Source organism: Rhizobium sp. CF080 (assembly GCF_000282095.2).
Classification (GTDB): domain Bacteria; phylum Pseudomonadota; class Alphaproteobacteria; order Rhizobiales; family Rhizobiaceae; genus Neorhizobium.
Map to the genome: position 1 here is coordinate 371239 of NZ_AKKC02000008.1, position 15211 is coordinate 386449.

A 15211-nucleotide genomic window follows, 5' to 3' on the forward strand; every position below is an offset into this window, starting at 1 on the left:
TTTCAGCAACCGCTGATCAATAAAATAACGCTAAAACTTGAGTCTCTCGAATTTTATACACTTTTAGGACGCCGCATGATTTGCGGCCAACTATGGGGGCCTGCTCGCCAATGTGTCTCGGCGGCTACACAAGAGGTAAATGTATACGTCTGCGTAACTGGACGCCAACCCACAAGTTTTTAAGCTACTATTTTTCATTCTTAATTTCGTCTTAAGAAACAGATAGATAGATGGTTTACATTTGGTAATTAACCCTAGGCCATGGAATATTCGAAGTGGGCTTGGGCGCCTAAATCAAAAATGATAATACTTTCCAACGAAATCGCCGCAGTATATGAATGCCGTTATGGGATTTAGATCGGCGAGGGGCTTCCGATTGTTTAAGAGCAGAAGAATTTGGGCGACGCTGTTGGCGACTGTAGCCTTGGGGGTTGTGTTTAGCGCACCCGCCAACGCCATGACGCTTGATGAAGCAGTAGCAAAGACCCTGAAAACCAACCCGCAGATCATGCAGGCGGTAGAAAACCGCGAAGCTGTGGAGTTTGAACTGCGGCAGGCCCGGGGGCTTTATCTTCCTTCCATAGATCTGCAGGCGGGAGTTGGTCGTCGTAGACTGTCGAACAGCAGTACTGGCACGCTGAGCCGTGACTACGAAACCTATACGCCGTCGGATACGAGCCTAACGATTACACAAACGTTGTTTGACGGCGGCAGTCGCCGTTCTCAGGTCGAGCAGCAGGCTTCACGTGTTGACGGCGCTTCGTTCCGCGTCGTCGAGCGTTCCGAGTCGCTGGCTCTTCAGGTTACTCAAGATTATCTTGAGTATATCCTGCAGTCCAAGATCGTCGGCATCGCCCAGCAGAACGTCGCTGCCCACAATCAGATCCTCGGTGATATCGGCGCAAGCATCCAGGGCGGTGCCCTGACCGACGCTGATCGTCTGCAGGGCCGTGAGCGACTCGAAGCGGCGCGTGCCCGGTTGCGGGAAGCCCAGGAAGAGCTGGAACTCACCAAGATCCGCTTCCTGAAGACGGTCGGCGAGCCGATCGGCCCGGTCAAGGTGCCGGTATCGCTCGCCAAGTTCATTCCGAAGACGCTCAACGACGCGATCTTCATCGCCAAGAAAAACAGCCCGCAGATTCATGCGGCTGATGCCGACGTCGATGCGGCGGATGCGGGCGTTCGCGGTTCGCGCTCCAGCTATCTTCCGAAGGTCGACCTTCAGGGAAGTGCCCGCGTCGGCAACGACATCGACGGCAACCAGGGCAATACCAACGACGTTCAGGTCGGTGTGACCGCCCGTTGGAACCTCTATCGCGGCGGCATCGATCAGGCTCGCGAGCAGGAGCAGATCCGTCGTGCTAGCGAACAGCGTTACGGTTTGGCGCAGGCCCATCGCGAGGTCGAGGAATCGATTCGCTCCGCATGGAACGAGCGCAGCGGCCGCGGCGAACTGTCCGCGATCCTGGCGCGCCAGTCCTCGACGAACGGCAGCCTCGTCTCGTCGTATCGCGAGCAGTTCAAGGTCAACCAGCGTTCGCTTCTCGACGTGCTGGACGCCCAGAACACCCGTTTCAACACCAGCATTCTTGCGGAAACCGCACGATTTGCTTCTCTTTTCGCCGAATATAAAATCTTGGCCGCATCAGGCAGTCTGCTTCAGTCGATGAAGCTCAAGCCCGTCGGCCAGGCTGAGGCGTATGCCCGGAATGAGTTCACTGTCCCGGGTGGCGTCACGAATCCTGGCTATGTCGAAATTGACTCCCGTCAAAAGGCTGGCATGCCCATGGATCTCCTGGCGCCGATCCGACAGTAACGGATTGGCAAGGACCATATGCTCAACGTAAAGCTCGACCACGCAGATACGACGCCGTTTCGGACATTTAAAACTGCTTTCAGGTCTGTTGCGAGCTTTTACGGACGCCCGACGTCAGACATCGTTCTGTTTTCCGGATTGCCGGACGAGGTTTCCGAATCTCTTGAACTGGACGATGTCGAGCATCTTGCGCAGCGCATCGGGCTGGAAGTCATGCGCCATGGCGAGCGCGAGTGTCGCGAGGGTAATTTCGACTGCCCCGCCATCATCGTCTTCGAGAACGGCGGCGTCCTGCCGCTGCTGGAAACCGATCCTGATGGAAACTACGTCACCGACCTGGTTCCCGCCTCGGGAAATGCCGTCAAGCTGACGCGGCAGGAGCTCGTGGCACTGAAGCCGAGCTTCGGTTTTGCCTTCACGCTTTACTATCAGAATGCGTCCGAGAATGCCTCGGTCGGCGAGGCGGGAGAAATCGAGCGCCGCCACTGGTTGTTGCGGGCGCTGGTTCCCTATTGGCGCACCTATATGCGCGTCATCATGGCCGCGCTGTTCATCAACCTGATTGCGCTCGGTTCGCCGCTGTTCACGATGAACGTCTATGACCGCGTGCTTCCCAACAAGGCGTTTCCGACGCTCTGGGTGCTGGCCATCGGCATCACGCTTGCCTACACGTTCGATTTCCTCTTGAAGACCGCCCGCGCCGCGCTCATCGATCATGCGGGGCGCAACGCGGACCTGCGTCTTTCCCAGATGATCTTCGACAAGGTGTTGAACTCGACGCTTGCGTCACGTCCGCTATCGACGGGCGAATATGCCAACCGGGTCACTCAATATGAGTTCGTGCGTGAATTCTTCACGTCCAACACGATCGGCCTGCTGATCGATACGGCGTTCGTGTTCATCTTCCTGATCGTGATCTATCTGCTTTCCGGTTGGCTTGTCGTGATCCCGGCGGTGGCGCTGCTGCTTTCCGTGCTGATCGGTCTGCATGCCCAGGCCAAGATCGGTCACCGCATGGCGGCCGCGACCAACGAGGCGTCGCGCCGTCAATCGCTGCTGGTCGAGACGATTTCGACGATCGAGACCGTGAAGAGCCTTCGCGCCGAAGCGGGCATGCTGCGTCGCTGGCAGGAGTTGATGAAGCTTTCGAGCCGCACCAGCGAGGATATCAAGCATGTCTCCTCGAATGCGGTGAACCTCACCAATCTTGTCCAGCAGATGGTCAGCGTCCTGATCGTCATCGCCGGCACCTACGAGTTTTCCGAGGGCCATCTGGCGATGGGCGCGATTATCGCGACCGTCATGCTGGCGGGCCGTGCGGGAGCTCCGCTCGGCCAGATCGCCATGGCGCTTGCGCGTTTCCGCCAGGCGATGACCTCGCTCAAGATCCTCGACAAGATCATGGAACAGCCGGAAGACCGTCCGTCCACGGTGGGCTTCGTGAACCGCGAGATCAAGCGGGGCGGCTTCAGCTTCCAGAACGTCGCATTCCAGTATCCGGGATCCGATTACAAGGTCATTAATCAGCTGTCGCTGACCGTCGCTCCCGGCGAGCGTGTCGGGATCATCGGGCGCATCGGTTCGGGCAAGACGACGCTCGGCCGTCTTCTCGATGGCCTCTATCTGCCGTCCGATGGTCGCCTGCTGATCGACGGCGTCGATATCCGCCAGTATCACATGTCCGAAGTCCGCTCCGCGGTCGCGGTGGCCGGGCAATCGTCCGACCTGTTCTCGGGGACGGTGAAGGAAAACCTGCTGATTGGCCGTGCCGATGCGACGGACGAGGAACTGCTCGACGTTGCACGCATGACCGGCGTCGATGAGTTCGTTTCCAACCATCCGCGCGGTTTCGACATGCCGGTCGGGGAACGCGGCAGCAATCTTTCCAGCGGCCAGAAGCAGGCTCTGGCGATTGCCCGCCTGCTTCTGACCAAGCCGAAGATCGTCTTTCTCGACGAGCCTTCAGGCGCTATGGACCTTGCAAGCGAGCGTCATCTGCTCGCCAAGCTCTCGACCGCATTCAGCCGCGATACGACGCTGCTGATCGCCACGCACCGCTTCAGCATGCTGGAACTGTGCGACCGTCTGGTGGTGATCGACAAGGGCCGCATCGTTGCCGATGGCCCGAAGGCTGCCGTGCTCGAGGCGATGCAGCGCAAGGGAGCAAAGCCGTGAGCAGAGGCGTTCACGACAATCCTCCGTTTTTCGCCCGCATGCTGGTTGGCCTGGTAGCGGCTTGCATGGCGACATTTCTCGCCTGGGCGGCACTTGCGGAGATCGACGAGATCGCCCGCGGCGAAGGCAAGGTCATTCCCGTTTCCAAGACGCAGATCATCCAGTCGTCCGAAGCCGGCGTCGTGCAGGAGATTGCGGTTCAGGTCGGCCAGGTGGTTCGCAAGGGCGATCTGATCGTTCAGCTGAGCAATACGACGACCGAATCCACGCTCGGAGAATCCGTCGCCAAGGCGAGGGCGCTCGGCGTCAAGATTGCGCGCCTGCAGATGGAAGAAAAAGGCGAGTACGATCAGCCGTTCGTTTGCCCGGCGGATGTTCTGGCGATGGCCAAGACCGTCTGCGACAACGAGGAACGGCTGTTTTCGGCGAACAAGGCCAGTTACAAGAACAAGCTCGATGTGCTCCAGGAGCGCGTGAAGCAGCGCCAGAACGAACTCAATGAAGCCAACGCCAACATCGATCGGCTTGAACAGAATATCGCCTCGTCGACGCGGCAGCGCGATCTCTACGGACCGCTGGCAAAAAAGGGACTGGTGTCGCAGACCCAGCTTCTGACGGTCGAGAGCCAGCTTACGGACCAGCAGGGCCAGCTCAGGGTCTATCAGGAAAGCCTGATACGCCTTCGCGGTGCCATCGATGAAGCAAAGCTCCAGGTCGGGGAAATTTCGCTGGCGATCCGCCAGCAGGCCCTGACCGACAAGGCACAGGCTCTCGCGGAACTCTCGGTCATCGATGAAACGATCCGTGGTGCCTCGGACCGCGTCAAGCGCACGGATATTCGCTCGCCGGTCGATGGCATCGTCAATACCCTGGAAGTCAATACGATCGGCGCCTATGTGGATCCGGGCCGCGTGGTTGCCGGCATCGTTCCGACGGCGGATACGCTGCTGATCGAAGCGCGCATATCGCCGCGCGACGTGGCGTTCGTCCGCCGTGGCCAGCCGGCAATCGTCAAGATCACGGCCTATGATTTCGCGATCTTCGGCGGTCTCGAAGGCGAAGTGACCAACGTTTCGGCCGACAGTATCGTCGAGAAGGAAAAGGGCGAGACCTATTACCTCGTCCAGGTCAAGACCAGCAAGTCGGAGCTGGAACGCAATGGCAAGTCCTATCCGATCATCCCTGGCATGATTGCGTCTGCCGAAATCATGACGGGCCGCAAGACAGTCCTCAGCTACCTCATGAAGCCTATCAATCGGGCGCGCTCCGATGCGCTTACCGAACGGTAGAAACCCCAATGAAATCAGGTGCGCTTTCAATGTCCGTCATCGAACCTGCGGGCGATCCGCTGCCGATCATCGACAAGGAAGAAGTCGAGCCGCGTTTTCGCGCGGTCGTGGCGCGCAATGGCGAGCGTCGCGGCATCAGGCTTGAGAAGATCTACTGGGAGGGCCTCAGCCGCATGTCGGCGGCGGGCAAGATAACCACGGGTGACCTGGTGCAGTACACTGCGGCCCAGATGCCGGAGGCGGGCAATCTCACGTCGCTGCTGCGTGTCCTCAGCCTCAAATGGGCGTTGGGACGGCTGGCGACCGTCGAAGACGTCTCCTCGCTCGAGAACCTCAACGCACTGGTTCAGGCATCGCCGTCCCCAACGGTCGTGCTGACACGCGAGAAGCGCCTGCAATTCTTCAACGAGCCGTTTCTTGTCATGCTTCGGCAGCGGCTCGTCGGGGAGGATACCTCGCAGCTGATGAAGACCCTGAAATTCTCGATCGACACGCAGATCGAGGATGCCATGGATACGCTGCAGATGAACCGCGGTAAGACGTTGAATACCGGCTTCACGATCTCCTGCGCCCGGCAGATCATCAAAGGGCAGATCAACCTGGCCCTTGCTCCGGCGCACGAAAAGCCGATGCTGATCGGCTATATTTCCCGTTATTGATCTTCTCAAGGTTGAAGGCCGGAGCGCAACGCGCACCGGCCATGCGAAGAAACTTGAGAGAGATCAGAAGTTTGCGCCTTCGCCTGGTGCAATCTTTTCCAGCGACGTTGCCATGGCAAGGTTCTGGTCCTTGCGGCGCGAGCCGTGCAGGAAGCCCTTGCCGGCCTTGATGGAATAAAGCGGCATGTAATCGGGAAGCTGCGTATCCAGGAGGACCTGATTGCGCATGTTGTCCAGGATGAAGAACTTGCCGCCGGCTTCGACCGAGAGGACAGCGTGGTAGAAATGCCGCTTCTGGTCGAACAGGACGACGATCGACATCTGGTCGGGATCGATGCCTTCGGCGCGAAGTGCCGCCATCTTGAGGATCGCGAAGTCTTCGCAATCGCCCTGCTGCAGCTTAAGCGTTTCCTGAGGCGTACTCCAGCGATCGGCGACCTTGTAGGTATCCTGGTCAGTGCGGTAACGGATGGACTGGTTGACCGCGGCGTTGACGGCGTTGAGCTTGTCGCGAAGCGAAGACTGCGACGTATTCATGCCGACGAGTTGGATCGCGGCAAAGGCCGGGCTGCAGCCTTTGCCGGTGCATTTCACCGCCGTGCCATTGTCCATTTCTTCGAGTGCGGGAGCGAGCTTCTTCAAGGCGGCCAGGCGCTTGAAGGGGATGGCAACCGTATCGAACACGGCGCCGTTGGACGTTGCCGGCTCGGCTAAACGCTTGGATGGAGACATGTCGGCCGGCTTGATTGCAACTTCGATCACTCCCGCAGGTCTTGCCGCCGGCAGAGCGATCGTTGAACCGAATTGGCTGAATGTCTGAAATGCTGCGGCAACCTTTACGTTGCCGAACGCAAGCGAAGCCATGATCGAGATTGGCTTAGGGAGGTATTCCAGAACGTGACTTCCGATAATCGATACGGTGGATCCAGTATTGATCGAAAATTGTTGGCTGGTTATGGGGGAGGATGCCGCTGCGGAAGCAATGAATGGTAATGCCATGGCAGCGATGATTGCGGCTTTCAGAGTATTCTTCTTGTTTGCCATTTTCTATCTCCCTTGTTGGAGAGAAATTAGCAAATCCACCTGAATTTCTGGTTCTTGAAGATGGATAATCTATAAATAAGTTATTTGATAGAAAAAGCATAAAATTTTATATTTCTGTGTGAGCGCTTGTTAATAGGTTTTGTCTGGGCTAGCATGCCGCCGACACAAACAAGAAGGCCGCAGATTGGTCCAGGAAATGCCCCAGGGACGCTCGTTTTTTCACCGGCCGGCTCTTGCCGATATTGCCCACAAAATTCTCGGAATCAGGGCGTGGCTGCGTCCGATGCGCGCATCGCTGCTGGGTTTGGTCGCCGCCGCCATACTGTCCGGATGCGAGTCCTCGTCGGTTGCCGACAAGGTTCTGGACGACAAGGCGCTGAAGCCGCCGCCATCCGTGGTTGAGGAAACATTCGGGCGCGGCTCGACGGAAATAACCTTGCTTTTGACCCGGGCTCCGGGCGGCCTCTATGATGGTGCGGCGCGCGACATACGCGATGGTGCGGCTCTTGCCATCGGCGAACTTGACGATGCCGGCGTGATGAAGATCAAGGTGATCGACGTGGCGGAGGGGCCGGCAGCGGTTGCTCCGGCGCTCGCGGCTGCCAGGGCCCGCAATTCTGGTCTGCTCATCAGCTATGCGCCCCAGGCGACCACGGCGGCGATCGCCGCCATTCCGGCCGATCAGCGGCCGCCTCTCATCAATCTTTCAAGCCCTGTGACGGGCGCGAAAGTATTCAATTTCGGGTTCGACGAAGTGGCGAGCGCTGCAAGAGGCGTGCGCTCGGTCATCGCATCGGGCCAGAAGAAAGTTGTGGTCCTGGCGCCCAATACCATAGCCGGTGTCGATGAAGAGCGGCTGAGATCCGCGATCGGCCAGGCCGGCGGTGCGCTGATCGGCGTGGTCCGTTACGATCCCGCCGCGCCGCCGGGTGATCTGCTCACCCGCAACAAGGCTCTGCTCGATGATGCCAGCGCCCTGGTGCTGATGGGGGACTCTGCGGCAGTCGGGCCGATCCTGAAGGGTGTGAGGGCTTCTTTTGCCAAACTGGCCGTTGTCGGAACCAGCCATTGGCCGATGGAACTTCATGCCGATCCGGCTGCCGCCAATGTCATCATCGCCACGGTCGATCCTGAGGCGTCCCTGTTGATCGGCGAGCGCTATCGCCGCTTCAACAAGCGTTCGCTTACGGTCTATGCGGCGGAAGGTTACGACAGTATCGCAGTCGCTGCCGGCATCGTCAGAGGCAAGGGTGCCGTGGCGCTGACCCCGGAAGCGCTGATGACCAAGACCGGATTTCGCGGTGTGACAGGCCTCTTTCGCTTTACGCCGAGCGGAATGGCGGAGCGCAAGATCGGCCTCTACAAGATCGAGGGTGGCCGGCTGGTCGCCATTGAGCCGAAGGCGGTCAGCTTCTAGATATCCTTGAGGGTCCTGCCGTAACTGCTGATCGAACTTGAAACGGCACGGGCGCTTGATGCGTCGTCCATGCCGTGACCGACTTTGAGACGACGGTGTCGGCGCCAGATCTCTCCCATCCGGCAGCAATTCCTCAATGTGCCGGTCGAGACGAAAAAGGAGTTCCGCTCCTCCCGCCTTTTCATTAGCCGCGACCTTTCGGTCGTGCGCGATTTCGCGGACACTCACAGCCGAATATTATCGAACTGAAAGAGTGGGAGATTTGAATGGTTGATTATCGTTATCTGGGCCGCAGCGCCCTCAAGGTTTCGCCGTTGACGCTGGGCGCCATGATGTTCGGCAACCAGACGCCGGACGATGTGGCCTTCCGCATCATCGACAAGGCGCGCGAGCAGGGGATCAATTTCATCGATACCGCCGACGTCTACCATGACGGCAAGTCGGAAGAAGTGGTCGGACGCGGCATCAAGGCGCATCGCGACGACTGGGTTGTTGCAACCAAGTTCGTCAATTCCCGCGGCGAGGCGCCGAACCGCGGCGGTTATTCGCGCAAATGGGTTTTCCAGACGGTCGAAAATTCGCTGCGCAATCTCGGCACGGATTATATCGATATCCTCTATTTCCACCGGGCCGTGTTCGATGCGCCTCTGGACGAACCGATGCGAGCCATCGCCGACCTGATCAAGGCCGGCAAGCTGCGCTATTTCGGCGTCTCCAACTTCCGCGGCTGGCGCATCGCCGAAGTCTCCCACCTGGCCGACCAGCTCGGCATCGACCGGCCGGTTGCCAGCCAGCCGCTCTACAATATCGTCAACCGCACGGCGGAAGCCGAGCAGCTGCCGGCCGCGGCCGCCTATGGTCTCGGCGTCGTTCCCTACAGCCCGCTGGCACGCGGCATCCTGACCGGTAAGTATAATGTCGGCGAGGCACCGGCTGCCGACACGCGGGCCGGTCGCGGCGACAAGCGCATGCATGACGTCGAGTTCCGCGAAGAGTCGATTACGATTGCGAAGCAGATCGCCGCTCATGCCCAGGCGAAAGGGATCGCGGCCGCCGATTTCGCGCTGGCCTGGGTGCTCAACAACCAGCTCATCACCTCGGCGATTGCCGGTCCGCGCACTGAGGAACATTGGGATGGGTATGTCCGCGCGCTCGACGTTAAGCTCGATGCCGAGGACGAGGCGCTGGTCGATCGGCTCGTCGCCACCGGCCATCCTTCGACGCCGGGCTTCACCGATCCGGCTCATCCGGTCGAAGGCCGCGTTGTCCGTTCAGCGGCGGGATTGGCGCAAGTCGCTCCGCTCACTCGCTCGCAGCGCGTCGCCTAGTCGATGCACGTGAGCAGGCGGCGAGTTGGATTTCGATCGTCTCGGCGCCTGATCGATATCGGTGAACCGCAGCATCACTGCGGGTTGGCTGCTTACTAAGCCTCAAAGCGTAGCGCTGGACAGCAGAAGCCGAAATTCGCCCGAGCTTCATCCGAAAGATGCGGTTCCATTTCCGGCGGCATGCGCTATTTGCGGATGGTCCAGGGCTTTCTCTCAAAGGCGTACATGGCATCAGGACATTCCGAGACGGGAACCGCGGATGTTTGCATCGTCGGTGCTGGCCCCGTCGGATTGGCGCTCGCCTTCAAGCTGGAGACACTCGGACTCTCCGTAACCCTCCTCGAAATGGGCGCGGGCGGGGCGGTAGATGGCGCCGGCGATATCGAATTCACCAACCGCCATCATGCTCCGTCAATGGCGGTGTCCCGCCCGGGCATCGGCGGTGCGTCGGCGCTCTGGGGCGGCCGGTGCGTCACCTTCGACGATCTTGATTTCGAGGTACGGGATCACGTGCCCTTTTCGGGCTGGCCGATTTCCCACGAGGAACTTCGCCGCCATTATGCGGAGGCGCTGGCGGTCCTCAATTGCAATGCCGGCGAGCCTGCCTTCGAGGCGATCGGCGTTTCCGACAACAGGATCGACACGAACGCCTTGGAGCGGTGGAGCCGGGTTCCTGATCTTGGACCGATTTATGGGGAGCGGCTCAAGGCCTCCAAGCGTATTCGTCTCGTCAACGCGACAGTCACCGGCATTACTCTTGATGCTTCCGGCGAGCGTGTCGAAGGCCTCACCGTCTATCGAGATGGGCGGCAGAACCAAATCACGGCGCGAACCTTCGTCCTCGCCGGCGGAGGGTTGGAAAATGTCCGACTGCTGCTCGCCCTGCGGGAGGTGTGGCCGGAGGCATTGGGCGGTGCCGATGGCCCGCTCGGCCGTTTCTATCAGGGACATCTCACCGGCTACATCGCCGTGCTGCAGTTCGACAGGCCGAGGATCGCGAGCCACTTCGCATTCAATGTGGACGACGAGGGTTATGTCTTCCGGCGCAGGCTGCAGATCACGCCGGCGGTCCAGGCGGAGGAGAAGCTTCTCAATTGCGTCTTCTGGATCGACGCGATTTCGGTCGCCGACCCCGTGCATGGTTCGGGTGCGCTGTCGCTCATCTACCTGTTCCTCAAAATGTTCGGTCTCTATCGTCGCCTGTCGCTCGGCTTGGCGCCGACGGCCAGGGGGATCGAGAATATCGATCGCCGCCACCATTGGCGGAATATCCGCACCGATCGCCGATCGATATTCGATCTATTCGGATCGCTTCTCAACATGCTGGAGCGACGCATCGAGCCGTGGCGCACGCTCATCAATCCGAAGGGCCGCTATCTGCTTCGCTACCATGCCGAACAGGTGCCCAATCCCGAAAGCCGGGTCCGCCTTCACCCTGCGGGCGGAACGGGCAGGCAGGGCGCGGTTGCCGTCGATTATCGGGTGGTCGAACAGGATCTGGGTTCGGTTCTGAAATCGCACGAGATCCTCGATACGTGGCTTCGCCAGACCGGACTCGGTCGGCTGGAATATCTGCATGACGCTCCGGCGCGTCGGCAGGCTGTGCTCAACCAGGCTTTCGACGGCTATCACCAGATCGGCCTCAGCCGCATGTCCGGCACGCCCGACAATGGCGTGGCGGATGCCGATTGCCGCGTGCACGGCATAACCAACCTCTATCTCGCCGGCAGTGGCCTGTTCCCGACCGGTGGCCATGCCAACCCCACACTGCCGGCCGTGGCGCTGGCGCTACGGCTCGCCGGCCATCTGTCCGAAAAGCTCAGGCGATGATGGCCCGCCGGCCTCTGATGGGGTCGGCGAACGGGACGGGTGTCCGGCGAAGGGTCAGCCGGCCTGCGGCGTAGAACATCAGGAACGAGCCGATCTGGTACGGGAAGAGCACGTCGACTTCCACGAAAGCCCGCATCAGCAACAGGATGCTCAGCGCGCATAACAGCGTCGACCCGGGATCGCGGTTGCGGCTCAGCATCGCACTCAGATGGCCGAAGACGTTTGTCAGCATGATCATGCACAGCAGAGCGAGCCCGATCAGACCGGTCTCGACGGTGACCTCGATGAACGTGTTGTGGAAATGGAAGCCGGTGCGGCCGGTGATGAAGAAGGCGTCCCACAACCTTTCGGCATCGGCGAAGCCGGCGACCCAATAGCCCTGATAACCGATACCCAGAACCGGACGTTCGCGAACCGCTTCGATCCCCTGCTGCCACAGATACGTCCGTCCGGTCAGTGTCGAGTCCTTGCCGAAAATGCCGAGAACGGCGTCGATCGCGCCGATCTGAAGCGCCCCGATCACCGCAACCACTCCGATGACCACCAGCCCGGCCACCAGCAGCTTGCGGTGGTTGGGGGAAAGGTGTGCGACCGGCATGTAACCGGCGCAGAGCGCCAGGACGCCTGCGGTAGTGATGGCCGAGGTCGCCGATTGCGAGGCGAGAAGGCAATAGGCGCTCAAGAGGCCGACGCCGCCCGAAGCAATCAACCAGGGGCCTTTCTGCCGCCAGATGAGCAGATAGGACGCCGCAAAGAAAAGGCCGAGCGAGGCATAGAAGCCGAGCTGGTTCTTCGAGGAGAAGGCGCCGACGAAACTGAAGCTGCCGTCGATCGCATCGTAGAGATAGGTGCCGAACAGTATCGAATACATGAGCACGACCGCGGTGCCCAGGATCGCGCCGCGGGTCAGTGTCAGCACGCTGATCGTGCGCATGGCGATCAGCGCGCAGACCACGTGGGTCAGATATTGTATCGCGGTCCGCAGCGAGATGCCGAAGGCCGGCGACCAGAAGGCGGAGATGAAGCAGAACAGCGCAAATCCGAAGATCCAGAGATATTTGAGGTAATTGCCGAGTGCCTGCCGATAATCGGCGAGCACGAGCAGAAACCACAGGCCGTAATAGACGAGGATCGAAATCGGCCCGAACCGGCTCGAATAGGCGAACATGAAGAAGGACAGCGCGACCGCGGCCACGCCGTAGACTTCATTGTGAGCCGGATCTATCAGCGCGGATCTGGCAATCCTCATGCGGTCCTCATTGCATCAGCAGTTCGGCGGTAACCTTGACGACGTCGCCGGGGAGAAGCCTGTCGTTTTCGCCGACGACAACTTCTTTCGGCCCCTGGCCGTCGTCCCGCACCACGGTGTATTTGATGGCGGCGGACTTGCCGGAGGGATCGAATTTCAGCGCTTCGGCCGATTGGGCCACGGCTTCGGACATCAGCTCGCGGCTGGTGCCGAGCTGCAACCCGAGCTTTTCGAGCTCGGCCTCGGTATCCTGCAGCTCCTGGGCACGCTGGGCTTCCCAATCATTGCGCAGGTTGATCTCGTCCTGGTTTGCCTTGCTGATGTCCTGCTTGGCGCGAAGTGTCGCCGTATCGATATCGAGGAGGTTCGATTCGATGGTGGCTGCTCTTTCCTCGGCGGTGATGCGGCGGCTGGATGTCGCCAGGCCCTGTTCGGTCAGCTTCGCCATCTTTTCCCGGTCCTCGCTGACGATCTGCAACTGCCGCTTCTGGGTCTCGGTCTTCTGGCTCAGCGACTGGACCTCGTTTTCGAGCAGTGTTCGCAGTTCGGTAAGTGCCTTCAATTGCAGTTCGTAGCGGTCGCGCCGCGATTTCATCAGCGAGGCCTCGCCGGCGATCAGTTTGCTGGCATTGCCGACATCCTTGAGTTCCGGAGGAATCTTCAGTTCGGTGGCTCCGTCGACTTCCGCCAGAAGCCGGGCACGGCGGGCGACAAGCCGCCCGCGTTCGGAATCATAGACGGAGGCGTCGCCGCGCGCATTGATGAAATCGCGAGCGAAACGCTGCCCCGAATCGGACCTGCGAAGGCCGCCCGCGAGGGTAACGGCTTTGAGGACGGTCAGGTTGGGCGCATAGGGATACTCACCCGGTGTATGAACGTCGCCAGCCAGAAAGACCGGCCGGAACTGGGCGATTTCCACGGAAGCCGACGGCAGGTTGCGCAACGCGAATTTGCCGCGCAGTTCTTCGCCGATGGTTCTGGCCACTTCGCCCGCCGTCTTGCCGGCTGCCGGAAGGTCGCCGATGAAGGGGAGCGACAGCGATCCGGTCGGCCCGATGGTATAGTCGCCGCTTACTGCATCCCAGTTGCGGATCGTGCCGTCGGCTGGTTGCCACTCGGCGACGCGGACGCGCAGCTTGTCCATCACGCCGAGGCGATAGCCGGTCTCGTCCGCAGACGCGCTACCGGCCAGAGCGACTGTGATCGCACCGGCCAGAAAACATAAAGCACGCAGGCTCCTCGCGGAGGCGGTTTGTGTCTGCATGGATTTTTCCTCAAAAGGCGCGGAACAAGGTCCGCGCTCGAAGCCCGCCAAATTCGCCGATCCCGTCAAGGTCCCGGCGCATCAGCAGAGGGGATGGATGATCAGTAACTGCCGCGCGCCATGCAGACGGCGGGGATCGTTTTCACGATGATTGCGACGTCGCCGATGAGCGACCAGTTCTGGACGTAGTGGGTGTCGAACGCGATGCGGGTTTCGTAGGAAACGTCGTTGCGGCCGCTGATCTGCCAGAGGCCGGTAAGGCCCGGGCGGGTGCTCAGGTAGTAGGCCGCGAAGCTGTCGTAGAGGTTCAGTTCCTCATCCACCACGGGCCGAGGACCGACAACGCTCATATCACCCCGCAGGATGTTGAGAAGCTGCGGAAGCTCGTCGAGGCTGAGCTTGCGCAGCACGGTACCGACGACCGTCACGCGGGGATCGGCCTTGAGTTTGCGTGTCGCTCGCCATTCCTCCGCGGCCTGCGGATTGGCTTTCAGGTGGTTTCGCAGGAGTTCGTCGCCATTGACGGCCATCGTGCGGAACTTGAGGCATTTGAAGGTGCGGCCGTTGTGGCCGATCCGACGATGCCCGTAGAGAATGGGGCCATGGTCGGAAAACTTCACCAACGCCGCGATCATCAGGAAGATGGGACTGAACAGGATGAGGGCTAGGGCGGCGGCAGTGATATCGAAGCTGCGTTTTGCCAAGCCCCCAGTTGGGAGGGTCATGCGGGCTTGGTCTGACGTTGAGAACGGCGAACCTGCCGAACGTGTCGCTGACTTCATAGAGTGAACTCCATTGAGATTTTGCGATAGTCGGTGCCATTACGGCGCGTCATTGAGCGCCAATGTGATAATAAGTCTGTGTTCGGAATTTGATGAAGGTCAAACTTTTCCACCGGCGGAATCCGGCGGAGGGCTGGAGCCGGTTTCCAACCCGCGATTGGTTGGGAACAACTTCGGAGATATACGCCGAAAGTACAGTCAATACTGTATTAGGCGTGTAAAATCGGTTGAATAGCTAATATTCCCCACCTGCTTCAAACTTATCGTCGCTCCGTAGCCTGGGCGCGGTCTAGTCATAGATCGCCCCGCTCTTCAAGATGGGGACCAAAGAAGCTTGCGCCCGGGACCAAAGGCCCAC

At 60.1% G+C, this 15211-nt stretch carries 11 protein-coding genes; 7 read left to right on the top strand and 4 right to left on the bottom strand.

Going from position 1 to position 15211, the window contains the following annotated elements:
• The first annotated feature begins 409 nt into the window (after positions 1-409).
• Genes PMI07_RS18910 through PMI07_RS18925 form a run of 4 tightly spaced genes read left to right on the top strand, consistent with a single transcriptional unit; the run spans position 410 to position 5939 of the window.
• A complete protein-coding gene (locus tag PMI07_RS18910; protein WP_245277193.1) occupies positions 410-1816 on the top strand; it encodes a TolC family outer membrane protein in 1407 nt (468 codons plus the stop codon).
• A gap of 18 nt (positions 1817-1834) precedes the next feature.
• Positions 1835-3991, top strand: coding sequence for a type I secretion system permease/ATPase (locus PMI07_RS18915; protein WP_024163927.1), 2157 nt, complete (start codon positions 1835-1837; stop codon positions 3989-3991).
• A gap of 38 nt (positions 3992-4029) precedes the next feature.
• Positions 4030-5280, top strand: coding sequence for an HlyD family type I secretion periplasmic adaptor subunit (locus PMI07_RS18920; protein WP_051484223.1), 1251 nt, complete (start codon positions 4030-4032; stop codon positions 5278-5280).
• A 29-nt stretch (positions 5281-5309) separates the two neighbouring features.
• Positions 5310-5939, top strand: coding sequence for a ribbon-helix-helix domain-containing protein (locus tag PMI07_RS18925; protein ID WP_024163928.1), 630 nt, complete (start codon positions 5310-5312; stop codon positions 5937-5939).
• 63 nt (positions 5940-6002) lie between these two features.
• Here PMI07_RS18925 and PMI07_RS18930 read toward each other — a convergent pair whose 3' ends face one another.
• Positions 6003-6983, bottom strand: coding sequence for a transglutaminase-like cysteine peptidase (locus PMI07_RS18930; protein WP_007751280.1), 981 nt, complete (start codon positions 6981-6983; stop codon positions 6003-6005).
• 283 nt (positions 6984-7266) lie between these two features.
• Here PMI07_RS18930 and PMI07_RS18935 point away from each other — a divergent pair, with 283 nt between their 5' ends.
• The 3 genes from PMI07_RS18935 (at position 7267) to PMI07_RS18945 (ending at position 11558) form a co-directional block, all read left to right on the top strand.
• Positions 7267-8400 carry a hypothetical protein gene (locus tag PMI07_RS18935; protein ID WP_155956563.1) on the top strand — a complete coding sequence of 378 codons (1134 nt, stop codon included), beginning with the start codon at positions 7267-7269 and terminating at the stop codon, positions 8398-8400.
• Positions 8401-8666: 266 nt separating this feature from the next.
• Positions 8667-9728, top strand: a complete 1062-nt coding sequence (locus tag PMI07_RS18940) for an aldo/keto reductase (RefSeq protein WP_024163930.1) — start codon at positions 8667-8669, stop codon at positions 9726-9728.
• A 225-nt stretch (positions 9729-9953) separates the two neighbouring features.
• Positions 9954-11558 (top strand): GMC oxidoreductase, encoded by a 1605-nt coding sequence (locus PMI07_RS18945; RefSeq protein WP_037087633.1) that lies wholly within the window; start codon positions 9954-9956, stop codon positions 11556-11558.
• Here PMI07_RS18945 and PMI07_RS18950 read toward each other — a convergent pair.
• From PMI07_RS18950 to PMI07_RS18960, 3 genes are all read right to left on the bottom strand, one after another.
• Positions 11548-12807, bottom strand: coding sequence for an O-antigen ligase (locus PMI07_RS18950; RefSeq protein ID WP_007751295.1), 1260 nt, complete (start codon positions 12805-12807; stop codon positions 11548-11550). The genes PMI07_RS18945 and PMI07_RS18950 overlap by 11 nt on opposite strands.
• Before the next feature lie 7 nt (positions 12808-12814).
• Positions 12815-14071: a polysaccharide biosynthesis/export family protein gene (locus PMI07_RS18955; protein ID WP_007751300.1), complete on the bottom strand. Its 1257-nt coding sequence runs from the start codon at positions 14069-14071 to the stop codon at positions 12815-12817.
• 101 nt (positions 14072-14172) lie between these two features.
• Entirely contained in the window at positions 14173-14853 is a 681-nt protein-coding gene (locus PMI07_RS18960; RefSeq protein ID WP_007751303.1) for a sugar transferase, read from the bottom strand.
• Positions 14854-15211: the final 358 nt, after the last annotated feature.

Bases quoted from the DNA above. Each gene is read 5' to 3' on its own strand.
- PMI07_RS18915 (WP_024163927.1), top strand. From the start codon at position 1,835: ATGCTCAACGTAAAGCTCGACCACGCAGATACGACGCCGTTTCGGACA.
- PMI07_RS18920 (WP_051484223.1), top strand. From the start codon at position 4,030: ATGCTGGTTGGCCTGGTAGCGGCTTGCATGGCGACATTTCTCGCCTGG.
- PMI07_RS18925 (WP_024163928.1), top strand. From the start codon at position 5,310: ATGTCCGTCATCGAACCTGCGGGCGATCCGCTGCCGATCATCGACAAG.
- PMI07_RS18930 (WP_007751280.1), bottom strand. From the start codon at position 6,983: ATGGCAAACAAGAAGAATACTCTGAAAGCCGCAATCATCGCTGCCATG.
- PMI07_RS18935 (WP_155956563.1), top strand. From the start codon at position 7,267: ATGCGCGCATCGCTGCTGGGTTTGGTCGCCGCCGCCATACTGTCCGGA.
- PMI07_RS18940 (WP_024163930.1), top strand. From the start codon at position 8,667: ATGGTTGATTATCGTTATCTGGGCCGCAGCGCCCTCAAGGTTTCGCCG.
- PMI07_RS18945 (WP_037087633.1), top strand. From the start codon at position 9,954: ATGGCATCAGGACATTCCGAGACGGGAACCGCGGATGTTTGCATCGTC.
- PMI07_RS18950 (WP_007751295.1), bottom strand. From the start codon at position 12,807: ATGAGGATTGCCAGATCCGCGCTGATAGATCCGGCTCACAATGAAGTC.
- PMI07_RS18955 (WP_007751300.1), bottom strand. From the start codon at position 14,071: ATGCAGACACAAACCGCCTCCGCGAGGAGCCTGCGTGCTTTATGTTTT.
- PMI07_RS18960 (WP_007751303.1), bottom strand. From the start codon at position 14,853: ATGAAGTCAGCGACACGTTCGGCAGGTTCGCCGTTCTCAACGTCAGAC.